The organism is Cellulosimicrobium sp. MI9406, from assembly GCF_040595865.1.
Lineage (GTDB): Bacteria > Actinomycetota > Actinomycetes > Actinomycetales > Cellulomonadaceae > Cellulosimicrobium > Cellulosimicrobium funkei.
The window spans coordinates 155,108-173,422 of sequence record NZ_JALIZI010000005.1; the positions used below are offsets into that span (position 1 = coordinate 155,108).

Below are 18,315 nucleotides of genomic sequence, written 5' to 3' on the forward strand. Positions count from 1 at the left end.
CGCTCAGGGGCCCGCGACGGTGAAGCCGACGCTCACGGTCGGCCCGAACCCGGCGGTGTCCGACCACGGCTCGACGAACCGGATCCCGAACGTGTGCGGCCCGGGGGCGAGGCCGCGCACCTGGCGCACCGCGGGCTCGTCGCCGAGCTCGTGGAGGTTGCCGGTCGAGCGCCCGTCGACGAACGCCTCGACGACCAGGCCCGCGGTACCCGCGAAGGTCACGAGGACGGAGAAGCGCGGGTCCTCCCACGGCGCGGTCTCGCGCGCGCCGAGGACCGTCTCGCCGGGGCCCGGCGACAGCACGCGCGGGAGGTCGAACACGTAGGGGCCGAGCGGCGCGGCGGCCGCGGAGACGACGCCGTCGACCTCCTGGACGACGTCGAGCACGTGCTCCCCGGTGGCACCGAGCCCGGTCGGGACGAGCGCCCAGCGGCCGTCGTCGGCGGCGGTCGTCGTGCCGACGACCGTTCCCGTCGCGTCGAGCGCCCGCACGCGCGCCCCGGGCTCCCCGGTGCCGCGCAGGGCGGGGTAGACGGTGAGCGTCCCGGCCGGGGGCGCCTCGTCGACGACGGGTGCCGGAGGCGCCGGTTCCTCGGGCCCGGGCTCTTCGGGCGCGGGTTGCTCCGAACCGGGCTGCTCGGGCTCCGGCGGGGCCGGCGCGGCCGGCTCGACCGACGGCGGGGCCGGCTCGGGCGCGGTCTCGCCGGCTCCGGGCGCGTCCTGCCCGTCCGGACGGGAGGCGGGTGGGGCGTCGAGGCCCGCGGCGGGCGGCTCGGGGCGGTCGCCCGCCCCGGCGGGGGCGTCCGGCTCGGTCGCGACCGGCACGTCGTCCGCGCCGTTCTCCGCGGGGTCGCCGTCCGGCAGGACGGGGAGCGGCGCGGCGAGACCGGGAGCGGACGACTGCTGCCCGGCCGCGGCGGCGGGCGGGTCGGCAGCGGACCACGGCCGCGCCACGGCCAGCACGCCGACGACGGCCGCCACGACCACCGCGGCGAGCGCGCCGACCAGGACACCGGGGACCGCGGCTCCCGCGCCGGACGTCGCCCCGGCGCCCCCGGCCCCGGTCGTGCCGGTCGCCGGGCCCGTCGTGGTGCCGGTCGCCGGGACCGTCGCCGTGGCGGGCGCGGAGGTCGTCGTCGCGAGGGCGCCGGTCGCGGCGTCGACCGCGGCCGGGACGCCGAGGACGAGCGGCAGGAGGACGATGCGCAGGCGCGAGGCGACGTCGTCGACCTCCTCCGCGAGGATCGAGCACGACAGGCACCCGGTGAGGTGCTCCTCGACGCGGTCCTGCGCCGCGCGCGACAGCGACCCGCGCGCGCGGTCGCCCAGGCGCTCGACCGTCCAACGGCACTCGGGGGCCACCGCGTCGCTGCTCACGTGGGCCTGGAGCCACTCGCGGCGCAGGCCCTCGCGGGCGCGGTAGGAGAGCGCGGCGGTCGCGGCCGCCGAGAGCCCGAGCAGCGGCGCCGCCTCGCGCGGCTCCATCCCCTCGACCTCGGTGTACCAGAGCACGGCCTGCCACCGCTCCGGCAGGCGGCGGAACGCGCGGACCGTCACCGAGCGCTCGAGGACCTCGGTCGACAGGTCGCGCGGGTCGACGACCTCGGGCACGTCCTCGACGGGCGTCGGGTCCGGCGTGCGGGCCCAGCTCGCCGCGACGCTGCGCAGCGTCGTGTAGAGGTAGGGCCGGAACGGGCCGGTCGGCCCGTGGCCGGACTGCAGCGCGCCGAGCACACGCAGGTACGCCTCCTGGACGAGGTCGTCCGGGTCGTACGTCGCCGTGAGGCGGCGGGCCGCCGAGCGCCCGGCAGCCGCGTGCCGTTCCCAGAGCACGGCGAACGCCTCCGCGCGGCCCGCGCGCACCTCGTCGGCGAGCTGCTCGTCGCCGAGCTCCGTCAGGTCCTGCGTGTGCACGCCGCTCCCGTCCCGGCCGCCTCCGTCCGGCGGCCCTCAGGGAGGAAGACGCTCCAGGGCCGCGATCATGACGCGGGTCGGGGTGTGACGTGCGCGCGCGGTCGAGCAGCCCGCGTCGTACTGTGATCCACATCACTGGCAACGCGCGTCACGAACGGGCGCCCCGGTGCTCTTGCACTGGTGGGGGACGTCGCCACGACGGGTCACGTGGCGACACACCTGGACCGGTGGCGGTCCGCGACGAGAGCTTCGCTGGGGGGAGCTCTCGCGGCGGATCGCCACCGGTTCTCCCGTCTCCGGGAGGTTCCGTCCCTCCGGCCCGCCCTCGCGTCCCGGCGGCAGCGGCCCCGACCTCAGACGGCGTCCGTGCGCGCGCCGAGCCAGGGCGCGAGGACGTCGGTGCGCCCCAGCCAGCGCAGCCCGCCGTCGGCCAGCTCGTCCGGCGTCGCGAGCACGTCGCGGAACGCGTCGAGGACCCGCTCGCGCGAGTCCTCGCCCGGCTCGACCTCCGGCGGCGTCGCGCCGACGACCACCACGCGCGTGTGCGGCTCGACGGGCCGCCCCTCGGCGGTGGTCGCGTCGTCCCACGTGCCGAGCGTGCCGATGCAGAGCTGGCCGCCCGCGCCGTCCCACGCGCACAGCGAGTCGGGGCGGTTCGCGACGTGGAACACCCCGCGTGACCGGACCCGCCCCGTGCCCAGGTCCTCGATGCGGCGCAGCAGCCGCTCGGGGTCGAAGGGGCGGGCCGAGCGCAGCTCGACCGTCCAGCTCCGGTCGCCCGCGCGGCGCGCGCGGCGGGGGAGCGGGCCTCGCACGCCGAGCGGGTGCGCCCGGCGCTCGCCGGCCACCGGGTCGTGCGTGCGTCCCGCGAGGTCGGCGGCGGCGAGCGCGTGGAGCCCGTCGACCCGGCGGGTCCCGACGCCGCGCAGCCGGTCGACGAGCCCCGCCCCGGTCGCGGCGGCGACAGGATCGCCGGTCGTCACGACGAGGTCGGCGTGCTCGAGCTGCGCGGCGAGCACCTCCCCGACGGCCCGCTGGTCGTCCTCCGTGAGCCCCACCCCGCGCTCGGTGACGAGCTCGTCGTCGAGCAGGTCGTGCTCGAGCGTGTCGACGTCCGCGACGGCGAGCACGGTCGCGAGGCGCAGCCGATCGAGCTCGGCGCCGGGGGTGGTCTGCGCGGCGAGCGCGCGGACGACGGGCAGCGACTCGGCCGCCACGGGGAGCGCGAGCACGACGTGGTCCCAGCGCCCGTCCTCCGCGAGCCGCCGCAGCGTCGGGACGGCGTCCTCCCGGACCGCGCACGACAGGCACGCGTGCTCGAGCGGCACGACCTCGTCCTCGACGACGCCGCTCGCGTCGACGACGACCCGGCGCAGCGCGCCCTCGGCGGCGCGGATGTCGTGGCGGAGCGCGACGACGCGCGGTGCCCCGACGACGAGCCCGAACACCGCGCTGTCGCGCAGCACGGGGTCGATCGTCGCGAGGACGCTGAGGGCGACGCGGGTGTCGTCGGGCGCCGGGTGCGGCGAGGGGTGCGACGAGAAGGGCATGAAGCGCTCCGATCCGTGGTCTGGGGCGTCCCGGGAGGCTCGGCGGCCGGCTCGGGAACAACCTGCTCCTGAGAACTGTTCTCGACAGCGGGTCAGCATAGCGTCTTGACGGGAATGATTCTCACTATCTAGTGTCGTCCCCGTCGCCCCGACCGACCCCGAGAGGAACCGCCATGTCCGCCGTCTGCCAGGTGCTCGGCACCGCTCCCGGGTTCGGCCACGCGATCTCGCACTCCCACGTGCGGACCAAGCGTCGCTTCGACCCGAACATCCAGAAGAAGCGCTACTGGGTGCCGTCGCTGGGTCGCCACGTGACCCTGCGCGTCAGCGCCCGGGGCATCAAGACCATCGACCGCCAGGGGATCGACGCCGTCGTGGCGCGGATCCTCGCCCGAGGGGAGAAGCTCTGATGGCTACCCGCACCGACCTCCGTCCCGTGATCAAGCTCCGGTCCACCGCGGGCACCGGGTTCACCTACGTGACCCGCAAGAACCGCCGCAACGACCCCGACCGGATGGTCCTGCGCAAGTTCGACCCCGTCGTTCGCCGCCACGTCGACTTCCGCGAGGAGCGCTGATGGCGAAGCGGTCGAAGATCGCGCGCAACGAGCAGCGGGCGGCCGTCGTCGCCCGCTACGCCGAGCGTCGCGCCGAGCTGAAGCGAGTCGTCGCGTCGCCGTCCTCGTCCTTCGAGGAGAAGGCGGACGCGGTGCGCGAGCTCCAGCGCCAGCCCCGCGACGCGAGCGCCACGCGCACGCGGAACCGCGACGTCGTCGACGGCCGCCCGCGCGGCTACCTGAGGAAGTTCGGACTCTCGCGCGTCCGCCTGCGCCAGCAGGCGCACCGCGGCGAGCTGCCCGGAGTCACGAAGTCGAGCTGGTGACCGCCGCCCCGAGCGGCGGACGGCCCCGGCTCAGCAAGGAGACCACCATGAAGAAGGACATCCACCCCGTCTACGGGCCCGTCGTCTACCGCGACAAGTCCGCCGACTTCTCGTTCCTGACCCGCTCGACCCTCGCGGGCGACCACCCGCAGGGCCCGGGCGTCCCGCGCGAGACCGTGACCTGGACGGACGGGAACACCTACCCCGTCGTCGACGTCGAGATCTCGAGCGCGAGCCACCCGTTCTACACGGGGACGCAGCGCGTCGTGGACACGGCCGGCCGCGTCGAGAAGTTCCGCCAGCGCTACGGCGCCCGCGGCGGCGCGCAGGGCGGGGGCGCGCGATGAAGGTCCGCGCCTCCCTCCGCTCGCTCAAGGACAAGCCCGGGGCGAAGGTCGTGCGCCGGCACGGCAAGACCTTCGTCCTCAACAAGGCCAACCCGCGCTGGAAGGCCCGTCAGGGCTGACCCGCGCACCACCACCACCGGAGAGGAGCGGCCGCCCGGGTGTCCGGGCGGCCGACCACGCATGCACCACACCGCACCCGACCCGACCGACGCCGCTGCCGATCCCGCCCGGGTGACGGCCCCTCCCGGCGCCCGTGCCCGACGCCGACCGCTCGCCCTCGCGCTCGGCCTCGCCCTCCCGCTCACGCTCGTCGCGGCGTGCGCGCAGGGCGCGGGCTCCGAGGGCGAGCAGGGCGACGCGGCGGAGCACGCGCCGTCGGCCACGTCCGACGTGAGCGAGGCCGCGGCGCTCACCCCGCGCCTCGCGATCACCTACGACGGCGGCGTCCAGGTCCTCGACGCGACGACGCTCGAGGTCGTCGACGACCTCGAGCTCGACGGCTTCAACCGCCTCAACCCTGCGGGCGACGGGCGGCACCTGCTCGTCTCGACGTCCGGCGGGTTCCAGGTGCTCGACGCCGGCACCTGGGCCGAGCCGCACGGCGACCACGCCCACTACTACACGGCCGACCCGGTCCTCACGGACGTGACGTACGCGGCCGAGAAGCCGGGCCACGTCGTCGTGCACGACGGCCGCACCGCGCTGTTCGACGACGGCACGGGCGACATCACCGTGCTCGACTCGGCCACCGTGGCCGACCCGCACGGCATCGACGACGCGCGCACCCTGACCACCCCCGCGGCGCACCACGGCGTCGCGGTCGAGCTGTCCGACGGCTCGCTCGTCGTCTCCGAGGGCACCGAGGACGCGCGCACCGGCGTCCGGCTCCTCGACGCCGCGGGCGACGAGGTCGCGGCGAACGACCAGTGCCCCGGCGTGCACGGGGAGGCCGTCGCCGCGGGCGAGGCCGTCGTCATCGGCTGCGAGGACGGCGTGCTCGTCGTCGCGGGCGGCGCGATCACCAAGGTCGCCGCCCCGGACGCCTACGGGCGCATCGGCAACCAGGCGGGCAGCGAGGCGTCGCCCGTCGTGCTCGGCGACTACAAGTCCGACCCCGACGCGGAGCTCGAGCGGCCCACGCGCGTCTCCCTCGTGGACACGCGCGACGCGAGCCTGCGCCTCGTCGACCTCCCCGCGAGCTACACCTTCCGCTCGCTCGGGCGGGGCGACGCGGGCGAGGCGCTCGTGCTCGGCACCGACGGGTCGCTGCACGTCATCGACCCGGAGTCGGGCACGGTCGTGCGGTCCGTCCCCGTCGTCGACGCGTGGGAGGAGCCCGAGGAGTGGCAGGAGCCGCGGCCGGCGCTGTTCGTCCAGGACGGCATCGCCTACGTCACGGACCCGGCCGGTCGCGCGATCCACGCGGTCGACTACGTGGGCGGCGAGGTGTGGAAGAGCGCGGAGCTCGACGTCGTCCCGAACGAGCTCAACGGGGTCACCGGCAAGCCGGCCACCACGGGGGGCCACGAGGCCGACGAGCACGCCCACGAGGACGGCGAGCACGGTCACGACGAGCCCGCGCACGACGAGCACGAGGGCCACGACCACGAGCACGAGGACGGCTGAGCGAGGACACGCGACGACGAGAGCCGCGAGAAGTCGCGCGAAACTCCGCGTGTTCCCTAGTGTTGTCCCCGGTGCACGGCCCCGCGGCTGGCACACTGAGACCGTGACGACGGGTGGTGACCACCGCGCGTCGTGAACCGAAGAAGGGATTCGCATGTCGCTCAACAAGTCCGAGCTCGTCTCGGCCATCGCCAGCAAGGCCGACCTGTCGAAGGCGGACGCCGAGAAGGCTCTCAACGCCTTCCAGGAGGTGCTCATCGAGTCGCTGGGCAAGGGCGAGGCCGTCAAGGTCACGGGCCTCCTGTCCGTCGAGCGCGTCGAGCGTGCCGCCCGCACGGGCCGCAACCCCCGTACGGGCGAGGAGATCTCGATCCCGGCCGGTTACGGCGTGAAGATCAGCGCCGGCAGCCTGCTCAAGAAGGCCGTCGCCAAGTGACGTCCCGCTGACCGGCCGTCGCCGGCCCGGTCAGCAGCACGAAGGCCCGGACCCCCGTGAGGGGATCCGGGCCTTCGTGCGTGCGGGGGGCGGGTCAGGCGTGCACGACGTTCGCGAGGATGCCGTGCTGCGTGAGGCGCGTGCCGATCGCCTGGTCGACCTCGCCGAACGCCTTGTTCGAGCGCGCGACGCCGACGGCGCCGGCCATCGCGCCGTGCCCGGTCGGGCGGTCGATGCGCGCGACGAGCTGGTCGCCGTGGACCATGAAGTCGACCGTGAAGACGAGGTGCTGGGCCTTGCCGGCGAACGCGCCGAGCCAGAACGTCTTCTGCTTGCTGCCGCGCTCGGCGGCCCACTGGCCCGTGGGGCGCGTGGTCACCGTGAAGCCCTGCTCCTGGAGCGCGGCGTGCAGGTGCTGCTTGGCGACCTCCGGGTCACCGGAGAGGAAGTAGTCGACCGTGGCCATGAGGGCTCCTCGTGCGTCGTGGTGGTGGGTGCGGCGGTCGCGCCGGGTCGTGGCAGGGCGCGCGGCCCCGGGGATGCTACCGCCGGGCCGGACCGACGCCCCGACCTGTCTTGAGAATCGTTCTCACGAACCGGTAGGCTGGGCGCTCGCCCACCGGAAGGACCCCTCATGGCCGTGCCCAAGCGCAAGCTCTCCCGCTCGAACACCCGCGCCCGTCGCTCGCAGTGGAAGGCGCAGGTGCCCGAGCTCGTGACCGTCGTCGTCGACGGCCGCGAGGTCACCCTCCCGCGCCGCCTCGTCGCGGGCGTGCGCCGCGGCCACGTGACGCTCCCCGAGTGAGCCGGCGGGGGCCCCGGACGGCCCGGCCCGCGCGATCGGTGCCCGACGGCGCGTGCCGCCGGGCGTCGTCGGGCCGCCGTGGCAGCATCCTCGCGTGAGCGCACCGACTCCTCCCGAGACGCCCGGGCGCGGCGAGCGCCGCACGCGGTCGCGGCGGGTGCCCGACGTCCTGGCGCGGGGCACCGCGCGCAACCCGGCGCACGCGCACGCCCACGCGCACGGCCCGGCCGCGCCCGCGACCCGGCGCGTGCGGGTCACGCTCGCCGCGCTCCTGGTGCCCGCGCTGCTCGTCACGCTCGCCGGGCTCGTCGCGCTGTGGCCCGCCGCGGCGGACGTGCCCGCACGCATCCCCGTCGCCGCGGAGGGCAGCACCGTCCTGCGCGCGACCGTCACCGGGCCGGTCGACGAGGCGACGAGCGAGGTGCCCGCCCGGCTCGACGCGGGCTCCCGCGCGGGCGGCGAGGACGTGGGCGGCGACGCGATCACCGTCAACGCGCCGCCCGAGTACGTCGCCTACGGGTTCGACGAGGGCGACCGCCTGCGCGTCCTGTACATCGCCGAGGCCGCGGGCGCGGGCGGCACGCCCTACGTCTTCATGGACTTCGAGCGCGGGCTGCCCATCGGCGTCCTCGCGGTCGCGTACGCCGTCGTGGTGCTCGCCGTCGCGCGGTGGCGCGGCCTCGCGGCGCTCGCGGGGCTCGCGGGCGCGTTCGTCGTCATCACGTCGTTCACGCTGCCCGCGCTCCTCACCGGGCAGGACGCGCTGGGCGTCGCGCTCGTGACGTCGTCGCTCGTGATGTTCGTCGTGCTGTACGTCGCGCACGGGTTCACCGCGCGGACGTCGACGGCGCTGCTCGGCACCCTCGTCGGCCTGGTGCTCACGGCCGTGCTGGGCTGGTGGGGATCCGGGGCGGCCAACATCACGGGCCTCACGTCGGAGGAGTCCCTGTGGATCCCGCAGTACGCGCCCGAGCTCTCGATCCGCGGGGTCGTGCTGTGCGGGATCGTGCTCGCCGGCATGGGCGTGCTCAACGACGTGACGATCACGCAGGCGTCCGCGGTGTGGGAGCTGCGCGCCGTCGCGCCGCTCGCGACCCGGCGCGAGCTGTACGCGCGCGCGATGCGCATCGGGCGCGACCACATCGCCTCGACCGTCTACACGATCGCGTTCGCGTACGTCGGCGCCGCGCTGCCGCTCCTCATGGCGGTCTACCTCTCCGACCAGAACCTCGCGACCAGCCTCACGTCGGGCGAGATCGCGGAGGAGGTCGTGCGCACGCTCGTCGGCTCGATCGGGCTCGTCCTCGCGATCCCCATCACCACGGGCATCGCGGCGCTCACCGTGCCCGGCGCCGGCTCGGCGCGGTCGGTCCCCGTGGGTAGGGTCGAGGTTCCCGCGACCTGACGGCGGGGCGCCCGCCCGCGTGGGCACGACGACCGGGGCGACCCGGTGGCACGACGAGAGGACGACGGTGACGGAGACGACGGACGGCCTGAGCGGCCGGGACGGCCGGGACGTGGCGGTGCTCGGGCCGGGCGGGGTCGGCGGGCTGGTCGGCGCGCTGCTCGTCCGGTCGGGCGCCCGGGTGACGTTCCTCGCGGGCGAGGCCACGGCGGCCACCCTCACGGAGCGCGGCCTGCACGTGCGCAGCCGCCAGGTGGGCGACCTCCACGTCCCGGCGCACGCGGCCACGCGCCTCGACGCCCCGGTCGACGTCGTCGTGGTGGCGGTCAAGCAGACCGCGCTCGACGACGCGCTCGACCGCGTGCCGCCGGAGGTGCTCGGCGACGGGGTGGTCGTCCCGATGCTCAACGGCCTCGACCACCTCGACGCGCTGCGCGCGCGGTACGGCACCGCGCGCGTGCTCCCCGCGACGGTCCGCGTCGAGTCCACGCGCGTCGCGCCGGGCGAGATCGAGCACACGAGCGCGTTCGTCGAGGTCGACGCCGCGCCGGGCGGGGTGGACCCGGAGCGGGTCGAGGCGGTGCGCGCGCTCCTGGAGGGTGCGGGCATCCCCACCACCGTGCACGACGACGAGACGGCGCTGATGTGGGCGAAGCTCGGCTTCCTCGCGCCGTTCGCGCTGCTCACGACGGCGCACCGCGCCCCGATCGGAGAGGTGCGGACCACGCACCGGGCCGAGCTCGAGGCGCTCGTCCGCGAGGTCGCCGCCGTCGCGGCGGCGAGCGGCGCGCCGTCGGACCCGGACCGGACCCTGACGTTCTACGACCGCTTCGGGGCCGACGCGAAGTCCTCGATGCTGCGCGACGCCGAGGCGGGCCGCCCGCTCGAGACCGACGCGATCGGCGGCGCGATCGTGCGCGCCGCCGACCGTGCGGGGGTCGACGCGCCCCTGACGCGCGCGCTCGTCGAGCGACTCCGGGGCTGAGCGCGGCCGTCGTGAGGTCTCCCGGCGCGCGGGCTCATCCCGCGGCCGGGCCGGGCGCCGCGACGGCGTGCTCGGCGGCGCGGCTCACGTCCTCCCAGGCCGCCCACGTGTCCTGACGCTGTCGCGAGATCCCCTGGGCGAGGTCGTAGACCATGCTGCCGAGCAGGAGGCGCAGCGGCGGGTCCTCGCTGTCGACGAGCGTGAGCACCGCGTCGGCGGCGAGCCGCGGGTCGCTGTCGACCGAGCCGTCCGCCCACTGCTTCTCGAGCTCCGCGCGCAGGGGCGCGTAGGCGTCGAGCGCGGTCGTCGTCGTCATGCTCGTGTACAGGTCCGTCCAGTACCCGCCCGGCTGCACGACGGTGACCGAGACCCCGAAGGGCGCCGCCTCCAGGGCGAGCGCCTCGCTCATCCCCTCGAGCGCGAACTTGCTCGCGCTGTACAGGCCCGTGCTCGGGAAGCCGGCGAGCGCGGCGATGCTCGACATCTGGAGCACGTGGCCCGAGCCCTGGCGCCGCAGGTGCGGCAGCGCCGCCTGGCTGACCCAGAGCGCCCCGAAGAAGTTCACCTCGAGCTGCGCGCGCGCCTGCGCCTCGGTGAACTCCTCGACCATGCCCATCGACATCGTCCCGGCGTTGTTCACGACGACGTCGAGCCGGCCGAGGTGCTCGACGGCGGTGTCGACCGCGGCCACCACCGCGTCGCGGTCGGTGACGTCGAGGGGGAGCGCGAGCACACGGTCGTGGTGCTCCGGGGCGAAGGCGTCCCGGGACGCGGTGCGCGCGGCGGCCACGACGCGGTCGCCGCGCTCTAGCGCCGCGACGGCGATCGCGTGCCCGATGCCGCGGCTCGCGCCGGTGACGAACCAGGTCCGGGCCGGCGGGGAGGTGTGTCGCATGACGGTTCCCTTCGAGAATGAGACGAGACGGTCCGTCTCGTTGGCTCGACCGTAGAGGGCTGCATGACCGTCGTCAAGACGAAACGGTCCGTCTCGCCGGGGTAGTCTACCGCCATGGCCGCACCCGATCCCTCGCGCCGCAGCGAGTCCTCCCGCCGCGCCGTCCTCGCCGCCGCGCTCGACCTCCTCCAGGAGATCCCGTACCCGCAGCTGAGCATCGAGGGCATCGCGGCCCGCGCCCGCGTGGGGAAGCAGACGATCTACCGGTGGTGGCCGTCGAAGGCCGCGATCGTCCTCGACGCGTTCCTCACGCTCAGCGAGGGCGAGGACGGGGGAGCGCCGGTCCTGCCCGACACCGGAGACCTCGTCGCCGACCTGCGGCACGTGCTGCACGCGACCGTCGCCGAGCTGGAGGACCCGCGTCTCGCCGCGCCCATGCGCGCGCTCGCCACGGAGGCGGCGCACGACCCGGCGCTCGCAGACCTCTACCGCGAGCGCCTCGACGAGCCGCTCCGCGAGGCCAAGCGGCAGCGGCTCCGCAGCGCGCAGGAGTCCGGGGAGCTGGCCCCCGACGTCGACCTCGACGTCGCCGTCGACCTCGTCTGGGGCCCGGTGCTCAACCGCTGGCTCCAGCGGACGGGCCCGCTCACCGTCGAGTACGTCGACCGCGTCCTCGACACGGCGATGGGCGGGCTGCGCCCGCGCTGACCGGCGCCTCTTCCTCGACCACGGTCGAGCTCTTCACCGGACCGCCACGCGACCCCCTGTGGACGCGTCCCCAGGCGCCTCACAGGTTCGCCAGGATGTCCGTCATGAGAGAGCCGTGGGTCGACGTCGCGCTGGCGCGGCTCCCCGAGACGCGTTCCTGCCCCGCGTGCGCCGCGCCGTTGCGGTCGGCGCGGTGCGACCGGTGCCTGCTCGACCTCGTCGGGCCGCTCGCGTTCGAGGTGGCGGCGGCGTCGACCGACGCGGCCGACGCGCTCCGGCGGCGCCAGACCGCCCTCGACACGCTCCGCGCCGCTCAGCCCGAGGCGGCCGCGTGGGCCGCGCGTGCCGCCGTCGCGGCCCCGCCCGGCACGTTCCCTGGCACCCTGCGCGGTGGCCGGCCCGGCGCAGCAGCGGGCGGTGGGTGGGGGACCCCGGCGGGCCCCCCGCCGATGCGCCCGCTCGACACGGCCGGGCGCGGGGCGGCGGGGCCTCGCTCGTCGACCCTGTCGCCCGTGGCCGGACCGGATGGGCCGACGCGTCCCGGAACGCCCGGCCCGGTCGTGCCGGTGCCGGTGCCGGTGCCGGTGCCTGTGCCTGTGCCGGGGCCCGCGGGCCCGCGCGCCGGTGGCGTCGGTCCGGATATGGCCACCGCGCGGTCCGTCGGCCTCCAGCCCGTGCTCGCCGGGGCGGGCGCCGGGCTGCTCGCCGTGGCCGCCGTCGTCTTCGTGTTCTTCACGTTCGCCGACGACCTGGCCCTGCGCGCCCTCGTCACCGGGGTCGTCACCGCGCTCACGGTCGGCGCCGCGGTGCTCCTGCGGTCGCGCGGCCTGCGGTCGTCCGCGGAGGCCGTCGCGGCGCTGGCCGTGGTGCTCGCGCTGGTCGACGTCGAGCTCGCGCTCAGCGCGTGGGCGCTCGACCCGGTGGGTGCCGCCGCGGCGCGCGCGACGCTGCTCGCCGTCGTGCTCGTCGGCCTCGGCGTCGTGGGCGAGCGGGCGCGCGTCCGGGCCTGGGTGACGGGCGCCGTCGTGCTCGGTCCTCTCGTGCCGCTGGTCGCGGCGCCCGCGGCGCAGGCGTCGTGGGGCTCGGCGGTCGCGCTCCTCGTGACGGCGTGCCTGACGGCGGTCGCCGGCCCCGTCGCCGCGGCGGCGGGCGCGCGCGTGGGCGGCACCCTCGGCGCGGAGCGCGGGTTCCTGGGCGTCGTGCGCACGGTCGCCGTGCTCCTCGCGGTCCTCGTCGGGCTGACCGTCCCCGCGCCGCCCGGGCTGCCCGGGGGAGCGGGTGCGGCGCTCGTCGCGCTCGGGGCGGCGCTCGTCGCGACGCTGCTCCGGGTCACCACGGGCGAGCGGCGCTGGTACGCGGTCGGCGGCGCCGCGGCGGTGCTCGCCGGCGCGCTGCTCGGCACGGGCGACGGCGTCGGCTTCGTGGGTCTCGCGCCCGGGCTCGGCGCGCTCGCGTGGGCAGTCGTGCTGGTGCTCACCGGCCGCCGCGTGTCGGCGGGGGTGCTCCGGGCACCCGTCCCCGCGGTCGGACGCTCGGACGCGCTCCTCGGGGGCGCCGTCGTCGTGCTCGTCATGGCGGGCCCGGCCCTCGCGCTCGCCGGCCTGCGGGCCGCCGAGGTGCTCGTGACCCCGACCGCGGGGACGAGCACCGCGCTCGACGACGCGCCGCTGGGCGTCGGCATCCTGTCCGCCGGGCTGGCGGGCGAGGGCACGGCGCCCGGGACCGTCGGCGCGACGCTGCTCGACGGCACGCTCGTCGGTCTCCTCTCCGTGCTGGTCGTCCTGCTCGTCGCGGCCCGGCTCCCGCTGCGCACGCCGCGGACCGCGCCGCCCCTCCTCGGCGGGGCGTCGCGGCTCGGGACGGCGCCGCTCGTCGTGACGGGGCGCGCGCTCGCGCCCTGGGCGGCGCTCGCGCTCGTCCTCACCCTGGCGCTCGACCCGCGGCTCGCGGGCGTCTCGTCGCTCGTCCTGCTCGCGCTGCTCGCCGCGGTGCTGCTCGTCGCGACGGCGCGGCCGGCCCCGGCCGCCGCGCCCGCCGGGACCGACCGCTCGGCGGCGGCCGTCGCGGGCGCCCCGTCTCCCGGGGCCGTCGTGCGCGCCGTCCGGCGCGGGCTGGGACGCGCCCTGCGCCCCGTCGGGCGCCTCGTGCCCGGCGCGCGCACCGCCGTCCGCCACGGTCTGCTGCCCGTCGGCCGGTCCGAGCGGCGGGCCGCGCACGCCGCCGCCGTCGCGGGCACCGTCCTCGCGCTCGTCCTCCTCGTCGCCGGGTCCTGGGTCGCGCGCCCGACGGCGACCGCCGGGGCCGTCGTCGTCGGCCTGCTCCTCCTCGCGGCGCGCGCCGCCGCGCCGCGGTCCCTGCACGCGCCCCTCGTCGGGGTCGCGTACGGGTACGCGCTGCTCGTGCTCGGGGTGACGCTCGCGTGGAGCGGCGCCGGGACGGTCGTCGTGCTGTGCGGGGTCTCCGGCGTCGCCTCGCTCGCGGCGCTCGCGGTGACGCTCGCCCCGCGCGTCGACCGGCACTCGTGGTGGGCGGTCCTCGGCGTGACGGCCGTGCCGTTCGGGCTCGGCGTGCTCACCGTCGTCGACGAGCGCAGCACCTGGTCCGTCGCGGCGTGCCTCGCGATGCTCGCGCTCGAGGTCGTCCTGGTCGGCTCCCGGCGCCCCGGCTCGGTGACGGCGCTGCGCGTCCTCGCCGCGGCCCTCGTGCTCCCGACGGCGGCCGTCGCCGTGGTGAGCGCGGGCGCGCTCGTGCTCCCGGGCAGCGGCTCGCCCGTCGTCCTGCCCGTCGTCGCCGTCCTCGTCGCGGCGGCCCTCGCGGGGGCCCGGCCGCTCGCGGCACGGCTCGACCTCGGTGCGGGCCGCGTCGCCGTCGAGGCGAGCGCGGCCGTGACGGGGGCCATCGCTGTCGGGCTCGCGTACGGGCGCCCCGCCGCGGGCCCGACGATCGCCGTCGCCGTGCTGCTCCTGCTCGCCGTCGGCGCAGGGCTCGCCGCGCGCGACCGCGACCGGCGGGGGGAGTGGTGGCTCGCCGCCGTCCTCGGCACCGCGGCGCTCTGGACGGCGCTCGCGGCCGCCGAGGTCGGGCTCGTCGAGGCGTACACCGCGCCGCCCGCGCTCGCCGCCGTCGCCGTCGGCGCGCTCCTCGCCCGCCGTGCGCGGCGCGGGTGGGAGCTCGCGGGCGCGGGTCTCGTGCTGCTCGTCGTGCCGTCGGTGCTCGTCCTGGGCGCGGCCCCGGGCGCGGGCGACGTCCGCGCGTCGCTGCTCGTCGTCGCGGGTGCGGTGTCCGTCGCCGGTGCGGTGCTGCTCCGGCAGGGCACGACGGCGGGCGGCGTCGCCCCGGCCGCGACGACCCGCAGCGCGTGGCGGCGTGCCGGTGCGCTCCGGCTCGCCGGAGCCGCGGTGCTCGCCGCGGTCGCCGGGACGGTGGAGTCGCTGCACGTCGCGCACGTGCCCGGCGGTGGCGCGCTGTTCGTCCTCGGGTTCGCGTGGGCGGTCGCGGCGGGCGGCGTGGCGGTCGGCGCGGGGCTCGTCGCGGCGCGCTCGGCCTCGGGGCGGGGTGCCGCGGCGACGCGGCGCTGGGCCGTCGCGCCCGCCTTGGGGCTCGTGGTGGTCGGCGCCGTCGCGAACGTGCGGCCCGTGTGGGGCGTCATCGCGACGGTCTGGCTCGTCGAGGTCGCGCTCCTCGCGGTGCTCGTGGTGGGGGTGCGCCGCGCCGTGCGCGGGCGGCTCGACCTCCCGCCCGCCTGGTTCCTGTGGCTGCTCGCCCTCGTCGCCGCGATCGGTGCGTGGTCGCCGCGCGAGCTGCGCGTCGAGGTCTTCTCCCTGCCCCTCGGCGCCGGGCTCCTCGTCGCGGGCTACCTCGCGCTCGCGGCGGGCGCCGCGGGCACGACGGGCACGGCGGGAACCGCGGGCACGGCGGGCACGGCCCCGGGCGGACCGAGCGGTCTCCCGGCCGCGCCCGCGCGCACGCCCCGGCCCCTCGGCGGCTGGCCCGTCGGCGTCGTCGGGTCGTGGCGTGCGCTCGCGCCCGGGCTCCTCGCGCTCGTCGGGCCGTCGGTGCTCGCGACGTACACCGACGCGCGCACGTGGCGCGCGATGCTCGTCGTCGCGCTCGCGCTCGCGGCGGTCCTCGTCGGGACGCGCAAGCACCTCGCGGCGCCGTTCCTGCTGGGCGTCGCCGTGCTGCCGGTCGAGATCCTCGTCGTGTTCGTCTCGCAGCTCGGCACGCGCATCTCCGCCGGGCCGTGGATGCTCACGCTCGCCGCGGCGGGCGGCCTGCTGCTCATCATCGCGACGTACTACGAGCGGCGGATCGCCGCGTACGACGGCGCCGCCGCGTACGTCCGGGACCTGCGCTGACCGAAATCCCTACCGGGTGGCCCGTTTCTCCGCCGGGTGGCCCATAATGTTCGGGATCCGCCGCACGACGGCGGGCTCATCGGCAACGTAGGCGGGGGCGAGGCCGCGACGGCACACGGAGGTGTCCGGTCGTCGGGCCACGCCCCGGGGGCGCAGTCCCTGGAGAACGGCATCGTGATCAGGATCGGCATCGTGGAGGACGACCCCGCGAGCAGCGCGCTGCTCGTGGAGTACCTGCGACGCTACGAGCAGGAGCACGGCGAGCAGTTCGCCGTCGCGCTCTTCGCCGACGGCGAGCAGGTGGTCACCGGGTACCGGCCGGACTTCGACATCCTGCTGCTCGACGTCGAGATGCCGAACCTCGACGGCTTCAGCGCCGCCCGCCGCATCCGCCAGGTCGACGCGGACGTCGTCCTGATCTTCATCACCAACATGACCCAGCACGCGATCAAGGGGTACGAGGTCGACGCGCTGAGCTACATGCTCAAGCCGCTGCGGTACTTCGCGTTCTCCCAGGAGCTCAAGCGGTCCGTGGCCCGGCTCCGACGGCGGTCGGCCGACTACCTGCTGCTCGCGGTCGACGGCGGCCTGGCCCGCGTCGCGACGGACGACATCGTCTTCCTCGAGAGCGCGAAGCACCGCACCACCGTGCACACGGTGGACGGGAGGCACTCCGTCGTCGGGCCGCTCAAGGCGCTCGAGGCCCAGCTGGAGGGCCGGGACTTCTTCCGGAGCAACAGCGGCTACCTCGTGAACCTGCGGCACGTGCTCGCGGTCCAGGGCAGCAGCGTGCTCCTGGTCGGCGGGCACGACCTGCTCATCAGCCGGGCGCGGAAGAAGGCGTTCCTCGCGGCCCTCACCGACTACCTCGGGGCGCGACGGGCATGAGCGCCGCGACCGACCTCATGGCGACCCTGCCCGACATCCCGCGCGCGCTGACCGGCCTCGCGGAGTGGCTCGCGTGCCTGGTCTACGTTCTCCTGCGCCGACCCCGCCTGCCGCGGGCCCGGCTCGTGGCGCTCGCCGTCGCCGCCCTCGCCGCGCAGGTCGGGGTGCAGGCGCTCGCCGACCTGCTCCCGCGTCAGCTGTGGACCGTCGGGATGGCCGCCGCGGTCGCGTGCATGTACGGGTTCATCGTCGCGGCGGCGCGCGTCTCGGCGCGCGACGCGGGGTACTTCGCGGCGCGCGCGCTCGTGCTCGCCGAGCTCGTGGCGGCGCTGCACTGGCAGGTCCACTGCTTCTTCTTCCTGCCCGACGGCCGACCCGGCACGGCCTGGCAGGTCGCGTTCTTCGTCCTCGTGTACGCGGTGGGGTACGGGGTCGCGTACGTCGTCGAGTCCCGCCACTTCCGCCCCGACCAGGAGCTCGACGTCACGGTCGGCGAGCTCGCGTCGGCGGTCGCGATCGCGCTCGTCACGTTCTTCATGAGCAACATCAGCTTCCTCAACGCGAACACGCCGTTCAGCGGACGCCTCGGGCTCGAGATCTTCTACATCCGCACGCTCGTCGACCTGTGCGGGTTCGTCGCCCTCTACGCCCAGCAGGGCCAACGGCTCCAGCACCAGGCGCGGTCCGAGGTGCGCGCCATCGACGAGATGCTGCGGCGGCAGCACGAGCAGTACCTGCAGTCGAAGCGGAACATGCAGATCGTCCACCGCAAGTACCACGACCTCAAGCACCAGATCGGGGTGATCCGCGCCGAGGCGGACCCGGGCCGGCGCGCGTCCTACCTCGACCACCTGGAGGCCAGCATCTCCGGCCACGCCCGGCAGGCCGACACCGGCAACGGCGTGCTCGACGTGATCCTCACGACCAAGAGCCAGGAGTGCGCGGAGCGGGACATCGACCTCACGTGCGTGGTCGACGGCGCCCTGCTCGACTTCATGTCCGCGATGGACGTCGCCGCGGTGTTCGGCAACGCCCTGGACAACGCGATCGACGGCGTCATGGCCGTCCCCGACCCGGAGCGGCGGATCATCAAGGTCGCGGTCTACGCGCGCGACCGCTTCGTGCTGCTCACGGTCGAGAACTACTTCTCCGGCGAGCTCCGCACCGAGGGCGGGGACATCGTCACCCGGCGCGCCGACCGCACCCGGCACGGGTACGGGCTCAAGTCCATCCGGTACACCGCGGAGAAGTACGGCGGGTCGATGACGGTGAACACCGAGGACCACTGGTTCCTCCTGCGCGTACTGCTGCCCATGCCGGAGGACCGCCCGCCCACGGGCTCGCCCCGGCAGGCGGCGTCGGCCACGCACCCGGCGTAGACCCGCGCCCCGCGGCCACGGACCCCGGCCGGGGTCACGGGCCGTCGCACGGCCACGGCCGTCGCCCCGGAGGCCGCCGGACGGCCCGTCCGGGCGGGACCTGGGACCCGCCCACCGTGACCCCGCCGTGACCTCGA

Annotated in this window: 18 protein-coding genes; 14 read left to right on the forward strand and 4 right to left on the reverse strand. The window is 76.4% G+C overall.

Translation table 11 applies throughout. The annotated features are described in order from the left end of the window. Positions 1-3: 3 nt before the first annotated feature. Positions 4-1,914 (reverse strand): sigma-70 family RNA polymerase sigma factor, encoded by a 1,911-nt coding sequence (locus MT994_RS10975; protein ID WP_354806259.1) that lies wholly within the window; start codon positions 1,912-1,914, stop codon positions 4-6. A gap of 353 nt (positions 1,915-2,267) precedes the next feature. Then, positions 2,268-3,464 (reverse strand): GTP-binding protein, encoded by a 1,197-nt coding sequence (locus tag MT994_RS10980; RefSeq protein WP_354806261.1) that lies wholly within the window; start codon positions 3,462-3,464, stop codon positions 2,268-2,270. Between the two features lie 173 nt (positions 3,465-3,637). On the opposite strand from MT994_RS10980, the gene rpmB reads away from it, so the two are divergent. The 7 genes from rpmB (at position 3,638) to MT994_RS11015 (ending at position 6,755) form a co-directional block, all read left to right on the forward strand. Further along, positions 3,638-3,874 (forward strand): 50S ribosomal protein L28, encoded by a 237-nt coding sequence (gene rpmB, locus MT994_RS10985; RefSeq protein WP_021483267.1) that lies wholly within the window; start codon positions 3,638-3,640, stop codon positions 3,872-3,874. Beyond that, positions 3,874-4,041, forward strand: coding sequence for a 50S ribosomal protein L33 (rpmG, locus tag MT994_RS10990; RefSeq protein ID WP_021483268.1), 168 nt, complete (start codon positions 3,874-3,876; stop codon positions 4,039-4,041). The genes rpmB and rpmG overlap by 1 nt, the downstream gene beginning before the upstream one ends. Then, on the forward strand, positions 4,041-4,346 hold the full coding sequence (rpsN, locus tag MT994_RS10995) for a 30S ribosomal protein S14 (RefSeq protein ID WP_021483269.1): 306 nt from the start codon (positions 4,041-4,043) through the stop codon (positions 4,344-4,346). Before rpmG ends, rpsN begins: the two co-directional genes overlap by 1 nt. 47 nt (positions 4,347-4,393) lie before the next feature. Next, entirely contained in the window at positions 4,394-4,693 is a 300-nt protein-coding gene (locus MT994_RS11000) for a type B 50S ribosomal protein L31 (protein WP_021483270.1), read from the forward strand. Continuing rightward, complete coding sequence (ykgO, locus tag MT994_RS11005) at positions 4,690-4,812, forward strand: type B 50S ribosomal protein L36 (protein ID WP_021483271.1); 123 nt, start codon at positions 4,690-4,692, stop codon at positions 4,810-4,812. Before MT994_RS11000 ends, ykgO begins: the two co-directional genes overlap by 4 nt. Positions 4,813-4,924: 112 nt before the next feature. Then, the gene (gene aztD, locus MT994_RS11010; RefSeq protein WP_354806265.1) at positions 4,925-6,319 is read left to right on the forward strand and encodes a zinc metallochaperone AztD; all 1,395 of its coding nucleotides are present in this window, start codon (positions 4,925-4,927) and stop codon (positions 6,317-6,319) included. Positions 6,320-6,473: 154 nt separating this feature from the next. Next, positions 6,474-6,755 (forward strand): HU family DNA-binding protein, encoded by a 282-nt coding sequence (locus MT994_RS11015; protein ID WP_021482680.1) that lies wholly within the window; start codon positions 6,474-6,476, stop codon positions 6,753-6,755. A 94-nt stretch (positions 6,756-6,849) separates the two neighbouring features. On the opposite strand, the gene MT994_RS11020 is transcribed toward MT994_RS11015, so the two are convergent. After that, positions 6,850-7,221 carry a hypothetical protein gene (locus MT994_RS11020; RefSeq protein ID WP_021482679.1) on the reverse strand — a complete coding sequence of 124 codons (372 nt, stop codon included), beginning with the start codon at positions 7,219-7,221 and terminating at the stop codon, positions 6,850-6,852. A gap of 168 nt (positions 7,222-7,389) precedes the next feature. Here MT994_RS11020 and rpmF point away from each other — a divergent pair, with 168 nt between their 5' ends. The 3 genes from rpmF (at position 7,390) to MT994_RS11035 (ending at position 9,950) form a co-directional block, all read left to right on the forward strand. Then, on the forward strand, positions 7,390-7,560 hold the full coding sequence (gene rpmF / locus MT994_RS11025; RefSeq protein WP_009864893.1) for a 50S ribosomal protein L32: 171 nt from the start codon (positions 7,390-7,392) through the stop codon (positions 7,558-7,560). A 94-nt stretch (positions 7,561-7,654) separates the two neighbouring features. Further along, a complete protein-coding gene (locus MT994_RS11030) occupies positions 7,655-8,965 on the forward strand; it encodes a YibE/F family protein (protein WP_354806266.1) in 1,311 nt (436 codons plus the stop codon). Positions 8,966-9,032: 67 nt separating this feature from the next. After that, entirely contained in the window at positions 9,033-9,950 is a 918-nt protein-coding gene (locus MT994_RS11035; RefSeq protein ID WP_354806268.1) for a 2-dehydropantoate 2-reductase, read from the forward strand. Between the two features lie 34 nt (positions 9,951-9,984). Here the strand turns inward: MT994_RS11035 and MT994_RS11040 are convergent, their stop codons facing one another. Next, positions 9,985-10,845: an SDR family NAD(P)-dependent oxidoreductase gene (locus MT994_RS11040; RefSeq protein ID WP_144721012.1), complete on the reverse strand. Its 861-nt coding sequence runs from the start codon at positions 10,843-10,845 to the stop codon at positions 9,985-9,987. A gap of 114 nt (positions 10,846-10,959) precedes the next feature. Between MT994_RS11040 and MT994_RS11045 the strand changes: the two genes are divergently transcribed. From MT994_RS11045 to MT994_RS11060, 4 genes are all read left to right on the forward strand, one after another. Further along, entirely contained in the window at positions 10,960-11,553 is a 594-nt protein-coding gene (locus tag MT994_RS11045) for a TetR/AcrR family transcriptional regulator (RefSeq protein WP_194521726.1), read from the forward strand. Positions 11,554-12,194: 641 nt separating this feature from the next. Beyond that, on the forward strand, positions 12,195-15,911 hold the full coding sequence (locus MT994_RS11050) for a hypothetical protein (protein ID WP_354806270.1): 3,717 nt from the start codon (positions 12,195-12,197) through the stop codon (positions 15,909-15,911). A 174-nt stretch (positions 15,912-16,085) separates the two neighbouring features. Next, the gene (locus MT994_RS11055; protein ID WP_031317155.1) at positions 16,086-16,799 is read left to right on the forward strand and encodes a LytTR family DNA-binding domain-containing protein; all 714 of its coding nucleotides are present in this window, start codon (positions 16,086-16,088) and stop codon (positions 16,797-16,799) included. Next, positions 16,796-18,178 (forward strand): GHKL domain-containing protein, encoded by a 1,383-nt coding sequence (locus MT994_RS11060; RefSeq protein ID WP_354806271.1) that lies wholly within the window; start codon positions 16,796-16,798, stop codon positions 18,176-18,178. The genes MT994_RS11055 and MT994_RS11060 overlap by 4 nt, the downstream gene beginning before the upstream one ends. Positions 18,179-18,315: the final 137 nt, after the last annotated feature.